We start from the raw sequence: 14,323 nt of genomic DNA on the forward strand, positions 1-14,323 counted from the left end.
ACGCGGAGGTGGGCGATGAGCACGACCACGACGGACATCGACGCTCTCGCCGCCGCCCTGCGCGCCGCCATCGGCGCCGATCGGGTGATCAGCGACCGGCAGCGGCTGCGCACCTACGAGTGCGACGGCCTCGCGCAGTACAAGGTCGTCCCGGCCCTGGTGGCCCTGCCCGACGACGCCGCGCAGTGCGCCGCCGTGGTCCGCGCCTGCGTGGCCGCCGGCGCGCCGTTCGTCGCCCGCGGCTCCGGCACCGGGCTCTCCGGCGGGGCGCTGCCGCACGCCGCCGGCGTCCTCATCGTCACCTCCCGGATGCGGGAGATCCTGGAGATCGCCCCCGACGACGAGCGCGCGGTGGTGCAGCCCGGCGTGATCAACCTTGCGGTCAGCCGCGCCGCCCACCCGCACGGCTACTACTACGCGCCCGACCCGTCCAGCCAGCAGATCTGCTCGATCGGCGGCAACGTGGCGGAGAACTCCGGCGGCGCGCACTGCCTGAAGTACGGCTTCACCACCCACCACGTCACCGGCCTCGAACTGGTCACCCCCGACGGCGAGCGGGTCCGGCTCGGCGGCCGCGCCCCGGACACCCCCGGCTACGACCTGCTCGGCGCGTTCGTCGGCTCCGAGGGCACCCTCGGCATCGCCACCGAGGTCACCGTCCGGCTGACCCGGCTGCCCGAGACGGTCCGCACCCTGCTCGCCGCGTTCGAGACCACCGACCAGGCCGGCGCGGCCACCTCGGCGATCATCGCGGCCGGGGTCGTGCCGGCCGCGGTCGAGATGATGGACGCGCTCGCCATCTCCGCCGCCGAGGCGGCCGTGCACTGCGGCTATCCCGCGGGCGCCGGGGCGGTGCTCATCGTCGAGCTGGACGGCCCGGCGCCGGAGGTCGACGCCCAGTTCGCCCAGGTGGAGACGCTCTGCCGGGAGAACCGGGCGTTCGAGATCCGGATCGCCGCCGACGACGCCGAACGGGCCCTGTTCTGGAAGGGCCGCAAGTCGGCCTTCGCCGCCGTCGGCCGGATCAGCCCCGACTACATCGTCCAGGACGGGGTGATCCCGCGGACCGCCCTGCCGGAGGTGCTGCGCCGCATCGGCGAACTCTCCGCCGAGCGCGGCATCCGGGTCGCCAACGTCTTCCACGCCGGCGACGGCAACCTGCACCCCCTGGTCCTCTTCGACGCCGCCGCCGAGGGGCAGGCCGAACGCGCCGAGGAGGTCTCCGGCGCGATCCTCGACCTCTGCGTCCGCCACGGCGGCTCGATCACCGGAGAGCACGGCGTCGGCGTCGACAAGGCGAAGTACCTGCCGCGGATGTTCACCGACGACGACCTGGACACCATGCACCTGCTCCGCTGCGCGTTCGACCCGGACGGGCTGGCCAACCCGGGCAAGGTCTTCCCCACACCCCGGCTCTGCGGGGAGATCCCCGGCCGGCGCAGCGGGGTCCACCCGGCCCAGGCGGCCGGCCTGGCGGAGGTGTTCTGATGCCCGCCGACCGCACCCTCGACCGGCTCCGGGCGGCGTGCCCCGCCACCGGTGACGCCGAGCCGGTCCGGGCGGCGGGGGAGCGCGACGGGATCGCCGGGGTGCCCGCCCGCTACGTGGCCACGCCCGTCGACACCGCCCAGGCCGCCGCCGTGCTGCGCGCGGCCGCCGACCTCGACCTGGCGGTGACCGTCCGGGGCGGCGGCACCAGACAGGACTGGGGGAGCCCACCCCGCCGCCTCGACCTGGTCCTCGACACCACCGCCCTGGCCGGGGTGGTTGAGCACGCCGCCGGGGACCTGATCACCGTGGTCCGGGCCGGCACCCGGCTGGACCACCTCGCCGCCACCCTGGCGGGTGCCCGGCAGCAGCTCGCCCTCGACGCGCCGCTGCCGGGCGGCACCGTCGGCGGGGCCGTCGCCACCAACACCGCCGGACCCCGCCGGATGCTCTACGGCACCCCGCGCGACCTGCTCATCGGGATCACCCTGGTGCGCGCCGACGGCGTGGTCGCGCACGCCGGCGGCAAGGTGGTCAAGAACGTCGCCGGCTACGACCTGGCCAAGCTCGTCGCCGGGGCGTACGGCACGTTGGGCCTGATCACCGAGGCGGCGTTCCGGCTGCACCCGCTCCCGGCCGCGGTCGGGTACGTCACCCGGCCGGTCGCCGACGCCGTCGAGGCCGCCCGGCTCGCCGCCACCGTCCGCGCGGCGCAGCTCGTGCCCGCCGCGCTGGAGGTGGACGCCCCGCCCGACGGCCCGGCCACGGTCACCGTGCTGGTCGAGGGCACCCCGGCCGGGGTGGCCGCCCGGGCCGACACCGCCCGCCGGCTGCTCGGCGCCGCCGCCACCGTCACCGAGCAGCCGCCGGAGGGCTGGGCCCGGCCACCGTGGCGCGCCGGCGACACCGGGCTGAAGCTGACCGCCGCGCTCTCCGGCGTACCCCGGCTGCTGGCCGACGCCCGCGCAGCGGCCGAGCGGCACGGGCTGCCGCTGGCCCTGCGCGGCTCGGCCGGCGTCGGCGTCCTCTACGCCGGGCTGCCCGGCACGGCCGACCCGGACCGGGTCGCCGGCCTGGTCGCCGCGGTACGCGCGGCGACCACCGCCGTCGCCGGGCACACCGTGGTCCTCACCGCGCCCCCCGCCGTGCGCGACCGGGTCGACCTGTGGGGGCCGGTCGACGGCCTGACGCTGATGCGCCGGGTCAAGCAGCGCTTCGATCCGGACGCCCGGCTGGCGCCCGGCCGGTTCGTGGGAGGGATCTGAATGAGCATCCCCCAGCAGCCCGGACGCACCCCGATCACCTCGCCCGGCGGCACCCGCCCGGCCAGCGGACCCGTCGACGCGCTCGCCGCGGCCGCCCGCACCCCCGGCGACGCCGCCTTCGACGCGCACCACCCGCCCGCCGCCGAGCTGATCGCCGACTGCGTGCACTGCGGTTTCTGCCTGCCCACCTGCCCCACCTACGTGCTGTGGGGCGAGGAGATGGACTCGCCGCGCGGGCGGATCTACCTGATGAAGGAGGGCCTGGAGGGCGAGCCGCTCACCGACTCGATGGCCACCCACTTCGACCGCTGCCTCGGCTGCATGTCCTGCGTGACCGCCTGCCCCTCCGGGGTGCGCTACGACCGGCTCATCGAGGACACCCGGCAGCAGGTGGAACGCCGGCACACCCGGGGCCGCCGCGACCGGGCGCTGCGCGGGGCGATCTTCGGCCTCTTCCCGTACCCGAGGCGGCTGCGGCTGCTGCGCGGGCCGCTGCGTGCGTACCGGGCGACCGGGCTGCGCCGGCTGGTCCGCCGCAGCGGGCTGCTGACCCGGCTGGCGCCCACCCTCGCGGCGCTGGAGTCCCTGGCCCCGCCGCTGGGCCGGCCGCCCCGCCTGCCCGCCCGGCTGCCCCCCGTGGGGGCCCGCCGGGCCGTGGTCGGCATGCTGACCGGCTGCGTGCAGAGCGCGTTCTTCCCCGAGGTCAACGCCGCCACCGCCCGGGTGCTCGCCGCCGAGGGCTGCGAGGTGCTGATCCTGCCCGACCGGCAGGGCTGCTGCGGCGCGCTGAGCGTGCACAACGGACGCGACGAGGAGGCCCGCCGGTTCGCCCGGCGACTGCTCGACACCTTCGCCGCCGCCGGCGTCGACTTCTTCGTGGTCAACGCGGCCGGCTGCGGCTCCACCCTGAAGGAGTACGGCGACCTGCTCCGCGACGACCCCCGCTACGCCACCCTGGCCGCCGACTTCGCCGCCCGGGTGCGCGACCTGTCCGAGCTCCTCGACGAGCTGGGCCCGGTCGCGCCCCGCCACCCGCTGCCGGTGACGGTCGCCTACCACGACGCCTGTCACCTCGGCCACGCCCAGGGCGTCCGCACTCAACCCCGCCGGCTGCTGCGCGACATCCCCGCGCTGGAGCTGCGGGAGATCGCCGACCCGGAGCTGTGCTGCGGGTCGGCGGGCATCTGGAACATCCTCCACCCCGGGCCGGCCGCCGAACTCGGCGACCGCAAGGCCCGCACCGTACTGGCCACCGGGGCGCGGCTGCTCGTCACCGCCAACCCCGGTTGCCTCATGCAGGTCGCCGCCTCGGTGACCCGCGCCGGCGGCCACATCGCGCTGGCTCACACCGCCCAGGTCCTCGACGCCTCCATCCACCGGCGGGACGTCGAGGAGTTGCTGAAAGGAAGGGCCCCTTCTTAACGCATTCGGTAGAGGAGGGGTCCCCTCTTAACGCCTTCCACCCGTCCCAGAAGCGTTGAGGTGATCCATGTTCGACCAGTTCAAGGTGGTCACCGATCCGATCGGTGACTCCGTCGCGCTCTCGGCCATCTTCGCGGTCCTGCCCCTGCTCACCCTCTTCGTCCTGCTCGGCGTGCTGAGGATGAAGGCCTGGCTGGCCGGGCTGATCTCCCTCGCCGTCGCCCTCGTGGTGGCGGTCGCCGTCTACGCCATGCCGGTCGGGCAGGCGGTCCTCTCCGCCACCGAGGGCGCCGCGTTCGGCTTCTTCCCGATCCTCTGGATCGTCATCAACGCGATCTGGGTCTACAACCTGACCGTCGAGAGCGGACACTTCGACGTGCTGCGCCGCTCCTTCGAGCGGGTCAGCCCGGACATGCGGATCCAGGCCATCATCATCGCGTTCTGCTTCGGCGCGCTGCTGGAGGCCCTCGCCGGCTTCGGCACCCCGGTGGCGATCACCGTGGTGATGCTGATGGCGCTGGGCTTCCGGCCGATCCACGCGGCGTCGGTGGCGCTGCTGGCCAACACCGCCCCGGTGGCGTTCGGCGCCCTCGCCACCCCGATCGTCACGCTGGCCAGCGTCACCAGCGGCGCCAACGACGACGCCGGGCTCACCGTGGACACCCTCGGCGCGATGGTCGGCCGGCAGACCCCCATCCTCGCGGTGGTCGTACCGCTGATGCTGGTCGCCCTGGTCGACGGGCGGCGCGGCATCCGGCAGACCTGGCCGGCCGCGTTGGTCGCCGGGGTCAGCTTCGGCGCGGCGCAGTTCGTCGCGGCGAACTACATCTCGGTGCCGCTGACCGACATCGTGGCCGCCCTCGTCTCGGCCGCCGCCGTGGTGCTGCTGGTCCGGGTCTGGCGCCCGCAGACCCCGGCCGACCTGACCCCCGAGCCGGCCACCGTGCCGGCCGCGCGGGGGCCCGCCGCGGCCGAGCTGGCCGGGCCGGGCACCGTCCGCGCCGCCGCCGGCTCCCGCTCCGGTACGACCACCGCCGCGCCCGGGCTGGGCGGCTCGGGCGGCGAGACCGCGCCGGGCGATCCCCGGATCGACGAGACGGCCCCGGTCGGCCGGCACCGCTCCGACCTCGACCCGGAACCCCGCCCCGGCGACCAGGTCCGGGCCGCCGGCCCCCGGCTCGCCGACACCCCCGCCGAGGTGTTCCGGGCGTACGCGCCGTACCTGATCATCATCGTGATCTTCTCGATCGCGAACCTGGGCGCCGTGAAGGACGCCCTGGCGAAGGAGCCGTGGACGGTCAAGTTCGGCTGGCCCGGGCTGGACATCCTGGGCGGCAACGGCAAGCCGCTCTCCTCGACCACGTTCACCCTGAACTGGCTGCCCGCCGCCGGCACCCTGATGATCCTGGCCGGCATCCTCACGGCCCTGCTGCTCCGGCTCTCCGCGGGCCGGGCGTTGCGCGCGTACGGGCGCACCTACGTCGAGCTGCGCTACGCCATCGTCACCGTGATGGCGGTGCTCGCCCTGGCGTACGTGATGAACCAGTCCGGGCAGACCAACACCCTCGGCGCGTTCCTCGCCGCCGCCGGCGGGGCGTTCGTCTTCCTCTCCGCGATCCTCGGCTGGATCGGCGTCGCGGTGACCGGCTCGGACACCTCGGCGAACGCGCTCTTCGGCGCGCTGCAGGTGCAGACCGCGGCCCGGGCCGGCCTCGACCCGGTGCTGCTGGCCGCCGCCAACTCCTCCGGCGGCGTGCTCGGCAAGATGATCAGCCCGCAGAACCTGGCGATCGCCGCCGCGGCGGTCGGCATGGCCGGCCGGGAGGGCGAGATCTTCCGCAAGGTGTTCGGCTGGAGCCTGGTGCTGCTGCTGTTCATGTGCGTGCTGGTCGCGTTGCAGGGCTCGCCGGTGCTCGACTGGATGGTGCCCTGATCCGCCCGCCCCGGGCGCCCAGGCGGGCGCCCGGGGCGGTCACCGCAGGTGGGGACCAATGGCCCTGACCACCGGGCCGCCCGGCGCGGCACGGTGGGCGGGTGAGCAGCACGACGAGGGCGGCCCGACCGGTGCCGGCCTGCCCGATCCGCCCCGGGGAACCGTGCACCCTGTGCCAGGTCGACGTCACCGGGCCGCAGGACTGCGGCCTGGTCTGGCTGGTGATGGGGGACGATGAGCTGCGCGCGGGGGTGCACCGCAGCCGGCTCGCTGCCCCCGGCCGGCGGTGAGCGTCAGCACCGCCACCTCCCGCGCGGTGCTCGCCGTCACCGTCGCCACCCTGCTGGCCGGCCTGGCGGCCCGGGGGCTGCTGGAACGCTTCACCGGACGGTTGCCGGCCCACGGCCAGCCACCTCTGCTGTTCGCCGCCTGTGGGGCTGATGTCGCAAACGAATCGGCGCCACCGCCGGCTGGTTGCGGCGCCCCGGTTCGTCCCCCTCCGGGCGGCGCCGGACCGACGGCGGCGACATCGCCAACGATTCAACTCCACAGGCGTTGAGCACCCTCGTCGCCTCCCCCGGCGGCCGGAGCCGGACGGTCCGGCCGGGCGTGTGGCCTGGTCAGCCGGCCGGGATCGGCTCCGGCAGCGGCTGGCCCGTCTCCAGCAGGCTCTTCAGGCTGGCCAGCAGCTCCGGCCAGCCGCCGCTGCCGTCGAGCTGGCCGCTGATCGCCCGGTGCATCTCGCTGTCGGGGGAGAAGTCGTCGTGGGTAACGGTCAGCCGGACCGTGTCGCCGTGCGGCACGAGGTCGAAGGTCACCTTCGACCGCCGCTCCCCGAGCCGCGCGGCCAGTTCCTCCTCCGACCAGCCGAAGTGGGCCGCGTGCTCGGGTTGGAAGCCGTGCCAGCTGTAGGAGAGGCGACGGTACGGCTCGGCCGCCAGCACCCGCTGACCGAGGTCCTTCGGCTGTGCGTCCGGGGAGTCCTGCCAGAGCAGGGGCGAACCGGGCCGCCAGTCGGAGACCAGGGTGACGCCGCCCCAGTAGCGGCGGGTGAACTCCGGCTCGGTCAGCGCCCGCCAGAGCTTCTCGGGGCTGGTCCGGATGTAGGTGGTGTAGACGAACGTGGGGTTCTCCATGGGCTCCCGCTCCAATGCTGTCTGCAGGTCGGCGAGGGCACGCGCCCGTTCCCGGTGGTAGCGGCCGATCCAGCGGTCGGCGACGGCGTTGATCGGGGCCGCGTTGAGGTGGTGCAGCTTCTCCCGGCCCCGTCGCGTGGTGGTGACCAGCCCGGCCGCCTCCAGCACCGCGAGGTGCTTGCTCACCGACTGCCGGGTCATGTCGAGCCCGGCGCAGAGTTCACGCAGGCTCTGTCCGTTGCGGGCGTTCAGGCTGTCGAGCAGCCGCCGCCGGCTGGCGTCGGCCAGCGCCCGGAACACCTCGTCCACCTGATGCCCTCTCGAAAAAGGCAACCCGATGGTTGCCTGTCCCGACAATAGGCAGCCGGGAGGCTGCATGTCCAGTCCCGGGCGGGCGGAGGATGGTTGAGCTAGCCTCCTAGGACGCCGTAGGGGTAGTGACGGCCGCGCCCCGGATGGGCGGAGATTGAGGAGGATGCCTCCGCGCGTTCCGACGAAGACCGCCTAGGGGAGCAGGCCCGCGCGGCGGGCCGCCACCACGACCTCCAGCCGGGTGTGCGCGCCGAGCTTGCGCATCGCCGAACGCAGGTAGCTCTTCACCGTCTCCGGGCGCAGCCCGAGCTGCCCGGCCACGTCGGCGTTGGTGCAGCCCAGCGCGACGCAGGCCAGCACGTCGGTCTCCCGCGGCGACAGGACCCCGGCCGAGGCCGGCCGGTCCGGCCGGGCGACGGCGCCGGCGAGCCGGTCGGCGACCGCGTCGAGGCGGTCGCGCAGCTCCGGGTCGTCGATCCGGCGCAGCAGCCCGCGCAGCTCGGCGTGCGCCTGCCGGACCTGCTCCCACTCCGGCCCGGCGGGCCGCCCCTGCGCGCGGTCCGGCGCGGCGCGCAGGGTGGTCAGCGCCGCCCGGGCGGCGTCCCGGTGGACGAGGCGGCGCTCCAGGTCCCGGGCCACGTCCGCCGCCGTCGCGACCAGGCGGTCGCCGAGGAGAAGCCGCTGGCGTACCGCGCCGTAGACGACCGCACGGACCTCCCGGTGCACCACCACCGGCACGGCGACCACCGAGCGCAGCCCCTCGGCGGAGACCGGGGCGTCGTACTCGTGGCTGATCGAGCGGGCCACCGGGTAGTCGTCGACGCGGAGCGGCAGGCCGAGCGCGAGGGCCTTGCCGCCGAGCCCGGCGCCGGCCTGGATCGCCAGCCCGCGCAGCGCGCCGGTGGTGGTGCCGGCCAGCTCGGTGATCGTCATCCGGGGCGGCCCGCCGGCCTGGACCAGGCCGCCGAAAGCGACCGGCAGGCCGGTGCCCCGGCGCAGGGTGAGCAGGGCGCGCCGGAGCTCGTCGGCGTCGTCACGCGGGTAGAGCGGCACCGTGCTCACCCCCTGCCGGCCACCCCCGTCCGGGGGTGGTGAGACCTGCGTCACCCGATCGAGGATCAGCGTACTGCGCGCGGCTCCGTCCCCTGCTGGCCGCGCGCCCGGTGACAGGAAGGACACCCCCATGGCCACCGCCGGCACCCAGGCCTTCCGCGAGGCGCGCGACTTCCTGCTCGCGCACCGCGAGGACCACGACACCGCGTACGAGAAGTTCCGCTGGCCGCGCCTCACCGAGTTCAACTGGGCGCTGGACTGGTTCGACGTGCTCGCCGAGGGCAATGACGACACCGCGCTCTGGATCGTCGAGGCGGACGGGGGCGAGGGGCGCTGGTCGTACGCGGAGCTGTCCCGCCGCTCGAACCGGGTGGCCAACTGGCTGCGCGCCCGGGGCGTACGGGCCGGGGACCGGCTGATCCTCATGCTCGGCAACCAGCTCGAACTCTGGGAGACGATCCTCGCCGCGATCAAGCTGCGCGCGGTGATCATCCCGGCGACGCCGCTGCTCGGCCCCGCGGACCTGGCCGACCGGCTGGCGCGGGGTGCGGCCCGGCACGTGGTGGTCGGGGCGGAGCACACCGGCAAGTTCGCCGAGGTGCCGGGCGACTACACCCGGATCGCCGTCGGTGACCCGGTCGACGGCTGGCACCCGTACGCCGACGCGTACGGCGCGAACGACGCGTTCGCCCCCGAGGGGCCGACCCGGGGCGACGACCCGCTGCTGCTCTATTTCACCTCCGGCACCACCGCCCGGCCGAAGCTGGTCGAGCACACGCACACCTCGTACCCGGTGGGGCACCTGTCCACCATGTACTGGATCGGGCTGCGCCCCGGCGACGTGCACCTGAACATCTCCTCGCCGGGTTGGGCGAAGCACGCCTGGAGCAGCGTCTTCGCGCCGTGGAACGCGGGCGCCACGGTCTTCGTCTACAACTACTCCCGCTTCGACCCTGCCGGGCTGATGGCCGCGATGGACCGCTGCGGGGTGACCAGCTTCTGCGCGCCGCCGACGGTGTGGCGGATGCTGATCCAGGCCGACCTGACCCAGCTGAAGCGCCCGCCGCGCAGCGTGGTGGGGGCGGGGGAGCCGCTGAACCCGGAGGTGATCGAGCAGGTCGAGGCGGCCTGGGGAGTGACCGTCCGGGACGGGTACGGGCAGACCGAGACGACCGCGCAGATCGGCAACCCACCCGGGGCGCCGGTGCAGCCCGGCTCGATGGGGCGCCCGCTGCCCGGCTACGTGGTGACGCTGGTCGACCCGGTGACCGGTGCGCCGGGCGACGACGGGGAGGTCTGCCTGGACCTGGCGCACCGGCCGGCGGCGCTGATGGTCGGCTACCACGGGGACGAGGAGCTGACCGGCAGCGCGATGCGGGACGGCTTCTACCACACCGGCGACATCGCCTCGCGGGACGAGGACGGCTACCTGACGTACGTGGGGCGCACCGACGACGTGTTCAAGGCGTCGGACTACCGGATCTCGCCGTTCGAGTTGGAGAGCGTGCTGCTGGAGCACGAGGCGGTGGCGGAGGCGGCGGTGGTGCCGTCGCCGGACCCGGTGCGGTTGGCGGTGCCGAAGGCGTACGTGGTGCTGGCGCCGGGCTGGGCGGCCGAGCACGGGACCGCCGCCGCGATCTTCGCGCATTCGCGGGCGCGGTTGGCCCCGTACCTGCGGGTGCGGCGGTTGGAGTTCGCGGAGCTGCCGAAGACCATCTCCGGCAAGATCCGCCGGACGGAGCTGCGCGCCGCCGAGCGGGACAAGCACGCCGGGGCGGAGAGCCGCCCGGCCGGCGAGTACCGCGAGGAGGACTTCCGATGAGCCTGCGTTCGTACGCCAGCGGGGTCTCCGACGCCCCGCTGCTGGGCGACACCATCGGCGCGAACCTGGCCCGCGCGGTCGAGGCGTACCCCGGTCGGGAGGCCCTGGTGGACTGCCCGAGCGGCCGGCGGTGGACGTACGCCGAATTCGGCGCCGCGGTGGCCGAGCTGGCCCGCGGCCTGTTGGCGGCGGGCGTGGCCAGGGGTGACCGGGTCGGCATCTGGGCGCCGAACTGTCCGGAGTGGGTGCTCGTGCAGTACGCGACGGCGAGCATCGGCGCGATCATGGTGAACATCAACCCGGCCTACCGGCGGCACGAGCTGGAGTACGTGCTCAACCAGTCCGGGGTGAGCCTGCTGGTCTCCTCGCCCGGTTACAAGACCAGCGACTACCGGGGGATGGTGGAGCGGGTCCGGGACGACTGCCCGGCGCTGCGCAGCGTCGTGTACCTCGGGGAGTCGAGCTGGGACGACCTGGTGGCCGGCGGGGCGGCGGTGCCGGCCGCCCGGCTGGCGGCGCGGGCGGCGGAGCTGAGCTGCGACGACCCGATCAACATCCAGTACACCTCGGGCACGACGGGCTTCCCGAAGGGCGCGACGCTGTCGCACCACAACATCCTCAACAACGGCTACTTCGTGGGTGAGCTGGTCCGTTACACGGAGCAGGACCGGATTTGCCTGCCGGTGCCGTTCTACCACTGCTTCGGCATGGTGATGGGCAACCTCGCGGCGACCAGCCACGGCGCCTGCATGATCATCCCGGCGCCGACCTTCGACCCGGCCGCGACGCTGCGTGCGGTCGCCGCCGAGCGGGCCACCTCGCTGTACGGGGTGCCCACCATGTTCATCGCCGAGCTGGGCCTGCCGGACTTCGCCGCCCATGACCTGTCCTCGCTGCGCACCGGGATCATGGCCGGGTCGCCGTGCCCGGTGGAGGTGATGAAGCGGGTGATCGCCGAGATGCACATGGCCGAGGTGGCCATCTGCTACGGCATGACCGAGACGTCGCCGGTGTCCACCCAGACCCGGCACGACGACGACCTGGACCGGCGGACCGCGACGGTGGGGCGGGTGCTGCCGCACGTCGAGGTGAAGGTGGTGGATCCGGCGACCGGGGTGACCGTGCCGCGGGGCGAGCCGGGGGAGCTGTGCACCCGGGGCTACTCGGTGATGATCGGCTACTGGGAGGAGCCGGCGAAGACCGCCGAGGCGATCGACGCGGCGCGCTGGATGCACACCGGGGACCTGGCGGTGATGCGCGACGACGGCTACCTGACGATCGTGGGCCGGATCAAGGACATGATCATCCGGGGTGGGGAGAACGTCTACCCGCGGGAGATCGAGGAGTTCCTGTACCGGCACCCGAAGATCTCCGACGTGCAGGTGGTCGGCGTCCCCGACGAGCGGTACGGCGAGGAGATCCTGGCCTGCGTGATCCTGCGTGACGGGTACGACACCCTGACCGTGGCGGAGGTGGCCGAGTTCTGCCGCGACCGGCTGGCGCACTACAAGATTCCCCGGTACGTGCGGGTGCTGGACGCGTTCCCGATGACGGTCAGCGGCAAGGTCCGCAAGGTCGAGTTGCGCCGCGCCGGGGTCGCCGGGTGACCGGCGGGCCGCCGGTCAGTCGGCGGGCCGCACCTCGCACTGGCTGCCGGCGGCTTCGACGTCCCACCGCCGACCGCCGGCGGCGACCCGGCGCAGCCGGATCCGGCCCAGCTCGGCGGGCACGTGTGCGTCGGCGTGCAGCCCGCCGGCGCGGGGTTCCAGGCCGAGCAGGGTGCGCAGGAAGAGCAGCGGTGCCCCGCTGGCCCACGCCTGGGGGGTGCAGGCGGTCGGGTAGGGCACGGGCTCTCGGCCGAAGGAGCGGTCGTAGCCGGAGAGCGCCTCCGACAGCCGGTGCTGCGAGTAGCTGGCCGCCTGGAGCATGGCCAGGGCGATGCGGTTCGCCTCGTCCCGGTAGCCGTACCGGGCCAGCCCGGCGGCGATGATCGAGTTGTCGTGCGGCCAGACGGTGCCGACGTGGTAGCCGATGGGGTTGTAGCCGGCGTCCGCGGTGGAAAGCGTCCGTACGCCCCACCCGGAGAACATCTCGTCGGACATCAGCTGCGCCGCCACCTGGCCCGCCCGGTCCTCGGGCACGATGCCGCTCCACAGCAGGTGACCCATGTTCGACGTCATCGAGTCGATGCGGCGCTTGTCGCCGTCGAGGCCGACGGCGTAGTAGCCACCCCGCTCCGGGATCCAGAAGTCCCGGTTGACGCGCTCGCGGAGTTGTCCCGCCTCGGCGCGCAGCCGCTCGGCCAGCGCCGGGTCCTGCCACGGGCCGTCGGCGAGTTCCGCCGCGCGCAGCTTCGCGTCGTAGGTGTAGCCCTGCGTCTCGCAGGTCGCGATCGGCAGCACCGGGATGGTGCCGTCGGCGAACTGCACGCCGTCGGGGGAGTCCCGCCAGCACTGGTTCCCCAGGCCCTGGGGGGACCGGGTGGCGTACTCGACGTAGCCGTCCCCGTCGCGGTCGCCGTACCGGTCGATCCACCGCAGGGCGGCGTCGGCGTTGCCGCGCAGGCGGCGGGGGAGTTCGTCGTCGGCGGTCCACCGCCAGTACTCCGACAGCAGGATCAGCCACAGCGCGGTGGTGTCCGCGCCGCCGTAGTAGGGGCAGTAGGGCTTCAGGCCGAGCTGGGTCAGCTCGCCGGTGCGGTACTCGTGGAAGATCTTGCCCGGTTCCCGGTCGGTGAAGTCGTCGAACGTCTCCGCCTGGTGGGCGGCGAGCATGAGCAGGGCGCCGCGGGCCACCTCGCGACCGCAGGTCATGCTCTGGTAGCCGGTGATCAGCGTGTCCCGACCGAACGCCGTCATGAACCAGGGCAGGCCGGCGGCGATCACCACCACCGACTGCCCGGCGATCGTCTTCTCCATGCGCATCGACACCAGGTCCGTCGCCGACCGGTGGTAGATGTCGTACAGCAGGGCCGCGTCGGCCTCCAGCTGCGGTTTCTCCTCCGCCCAGCGGGTCGACGGATCGTCCGGCCCGTGCTCGAACACGTGCCCGAACTCCCGCACGGTGGGGCGGTAGGTGTCCTGACCACAGCGCAACGGGACCCACAGCTGGCAGCCCCACCGCTCGCCGCGCTCGAGGTGCAGGTCCCAGACCAGGGCGTCCCCGTCGAGGCGATCGGCGGCCGGCTCGGCCTGCACCCGCACCATCGCCTCGAAGTCGCCGTTGTGGTAGAGGAATCCCAGCGCGGAGCCGTCCGGCTCGTGCCGCCGGGCGATGTCGGGGGTGCGGTCCCGGCCCGATTCCTTGATCTCGAACAGGTCGGCGAAGTCGGTGCCGACCGCCAGCCGGAGCCGGCACGACACCGGCTCGATGCCGAAGTACCGCACCTCGATGCGTTCGTAGAGTCCGTCACCGACGAACCGCTGCCGCCGGATCCCGATCCGGTTCGCGGGCAGCCCGGGCAACTCCGGATTGGCCAGGAAGAACGCCGCTGAGTGGAAGTCCACGGGTCCGGCGGAGAGCACCAGCGGAGGCGCGTCGTCGACGGTCAGCTCCCACTGGTCGAGGAACCGGGTGTCGTCGTGGACCAACCCACCGATCGAACTCCTGGGCACGTTCCCGGCGGCGTCCGAGAACATGAACGTGCGGCCCTGGAGCACGCTGACGGCGTCCGGTCCCAGCTCCGGGGGCATGTCCCGGCAGGCTCCACTGGGCACCCGGTGCCCGGTCGGCGCGTCAGGCATCGGGTCCGCAGGCGTCGGTCTTCGTGTCGCCGTCACGCACACACCTCCCCGGCTTCGTGGCAGCCAGCACCCGGACCCGGCGCCCGGCGACTACCCGTGCCGCCCGCCGATATGCCAGGCACGACGAGAAACGGCGGGCAGCCCCCGCC

Annotated in this window: 10 protein-coding genes; 7 read left to right on the forward strand and 3 right to left on the reverse strand. The window is 74.1% G+C overall.

Translation table 11 applies throughout. The annotated features are described in order from the left end of the window. Window positions 1-15: 15 nt before the first annotated feature. The 5 genes from Q2K19_RS27200 to Q2K19_RS27220 all read left to right on the forward strand — a co-directional run bounded on the left by Q2K19_RS27200 (window position 16) and on the right by Q2K19_RS27220 (window position 6,398). Window positions 16-1,488 (forward strand): FAD-linked oxidase C-terminal domain-containing protein, encoded by a 1,473-nt coding sequence (locus Q2K19_RS27200; RefSeq protein ID WP_302764967.1) that lies wholly within the window; start codon window positions 16-18, stop codon window positions 1,486-1,488. Continuing rightward, window positions 1,488-2,753, forward strand: coding sequence for an FAD-binding oxidoreductase (locus tag Q2K19_RS27205; RefSeq protein WP_302764968.1), 1,266 nt, complete (start codon window positions 1,488-1,490; stop codon window positions 2,751-2,753). The genes Q2K19_RS27200 and Q2K19_RS27205 overlap by 1 nt, the downstream gene beginning before the upstream one ends. Further along, window positions 2,754-4,175 carry a (Fe-S)-binding protein gene (locus Q2K19_RS27210; protein WP_302764969.1) on the forward strand — a complete coding sequence of 474 codons (1,422 nt, stop codon included), beginning with the start codon at window positions 2,754-2,756 and terminating at the stop codon, window positions 4,173-4,175. Between the two features lie 67 nt (window positions 4,176-4,242). Beyond that, window positions 4,243-6,108: an L-lactate permease gene (locus tag Q2K19_RS27215; protein ID WP_302764970.1), complete on the forward strand. Its 1,866-nt coding sequence runs from the start codon at window positions 4,243-4,245 to the stop codon at window positions 6,106-6,108. A gap of 101 nt (window positions 6,109-6,209) precedes the next feature. Continuing rightward, window positions 6,210-6,398, forward strand: a complete 189-nt coding sequence (locus Q2K19_RS27220) for a DUF6767 domain-containing protein (RefSeq protein WP_302764971.1) — start codon at window positions 6,210-6,212, stop codon at window positions 6,396-6,398. Between the two features lie 330 nt (window positions 6,399-6,728). Here Q2K19_RS27220 and Q2K19_RS27225 read toward each other — a convergent pair whose 3' ends face one another. Both Q2K19_RS27225 and Q2K19_RS27230 read right to left on the reverse strand, forming a co-directional pair. Continuing rightward, entirely contained in the window at window positions 6,729-7,553 is an 825-nt protein-coding gene (locus tag Q2K19_RS27225) for an ArsR/SmtB family transcription factor (RefSeq protein ID WP_302764972.1), read from the reverse strand. A 195-nt stretch (window positions 7,554-7,748) separates the two neighbouring features. Then, complete coding sequence (locus Q2K19_RS27230) at window positions 7,749-8,663, reverse strand: helix-turn-helix transcriptional regulator (RefSeq protein WP_302764973.1); 915 nt, start codon at window positions 8,661-8,663, stop codon at window positions 7,749-7,751. 76 nt (window positions 8,664-8,739) lie between these two features. On the opposite strand from Q2K19_RS27230, the gene Q2K19_RS27235 reads away from it, so the two are divergent. Together Q2K19_RS27235 and Q2K19_RS27240 are read left to right on the forward strand one after the other, a co-directional pair. Next, on the forward strand, window positions 8,740-10,431 hold the full coding sequence (locus Q2K19_RS27235; RefSeq protein WP_302764974.1) for an AMP-binding protein: 1,692 nt from the start codon (window positions 8,740-8,742) through the stop codon (window positions 10,429-10,431). After that, a complete protein-coding gene (locus Q2K19_RS27240) occupies window positions 10,428-12,038 on the forward strand; it encodes an AMP-binding protein (RefSeq protein WP_302764975.1) in 1,611 nt (536 codons plus the stop codon). The genes Q2K19_RS27235 and Q2K19_RS27240 overlap by 4 nt, the downstream gene beginning before the upstream one ends. Window positions 12,039-12,053: 15 nt before the next feature. Here the strand turns inward: Q2K19_RS27240 and Q2K19_RS27245 are convergent, their stop codons facing one another. Then, the gene (locus Q2K19_RS27245; RefSeq protein WP_302764976.1) at window positions 12,054-14,123 is read right to left on the reverse strand and encodes an amylo-alpha-1,6-glucosidase; all 2,070 of its coding nucleotides are present in this window, start codon (window positions 14,121-14,123) and stop codon (window positions 12,054-12,056) included. Window positions 14,124-14,323: the final 200 nt, after the last annotated feature.

This window comes from Micromonospora sp. NBRC 110009 (genome assembly GCF_030518795.1).
Taxonomy (GTDB): domain Bacteria; phylum Actinomycetota; class Actinomycetes; order Mycobacteriales; family Micromonosporaceae; genus Micromonospora.

Excerpts from the sequence above, each read along its gene's own strand:
- Q2K19_RS27210 (WP_302764969.1), top strand. The coding sequence starts at position 2,754 with ATGAGCATCCCCCAGCAGCCCGGACGCACCCCGATCACCTCGCCCGGC.
- Q2K19_RS27215 (WP_302764970.1), top strand. The coding sequence starts at position 4,243 with ATGTTCGACCAGTTCAAGGTGGTCACCGATCCGATCGGTGACTCCGTC.
- Q2K19_RS27200 (WP_302764967.1), top strand. The coding sequence starts at position 16 with ATGAGCACGACCACGACGGACATCGACGCTCTCGCCGCCGCCCTGCGC.
- Q2K19_RS27205 (WP_302764968.1), top strand. The coding sequence starts at position 1,488 with ATGCCCGCCGACCGCACCCTCGACCGGCTCCGGGCGGCGTGCCCCGCC.
- Q2K19_RS27235 (WP_302764974.1), top strand. The coding sequence starts at position 8,740 with ATGGCCACCGCCGGCACCCAGGCCTTCCGCGAGGCGCGCGACTTCCTG.
- Q2K19_RS27245 (WP_302764976.1), bottom strand. The coding sequence starts at position 14,123 with ATGCCCCCGGAGCTGGGACCGGACGCCGTCAGCGTGCTCCAGGGCCGC.
- Q2K19_RS27240 (WP_302764975.1), top strand. The coding sequence starts at position 10,428 with ATGAGCCTGCGTTCGTACGCCAGCGGGGTCTCCGACGCCCCGCTGCTG.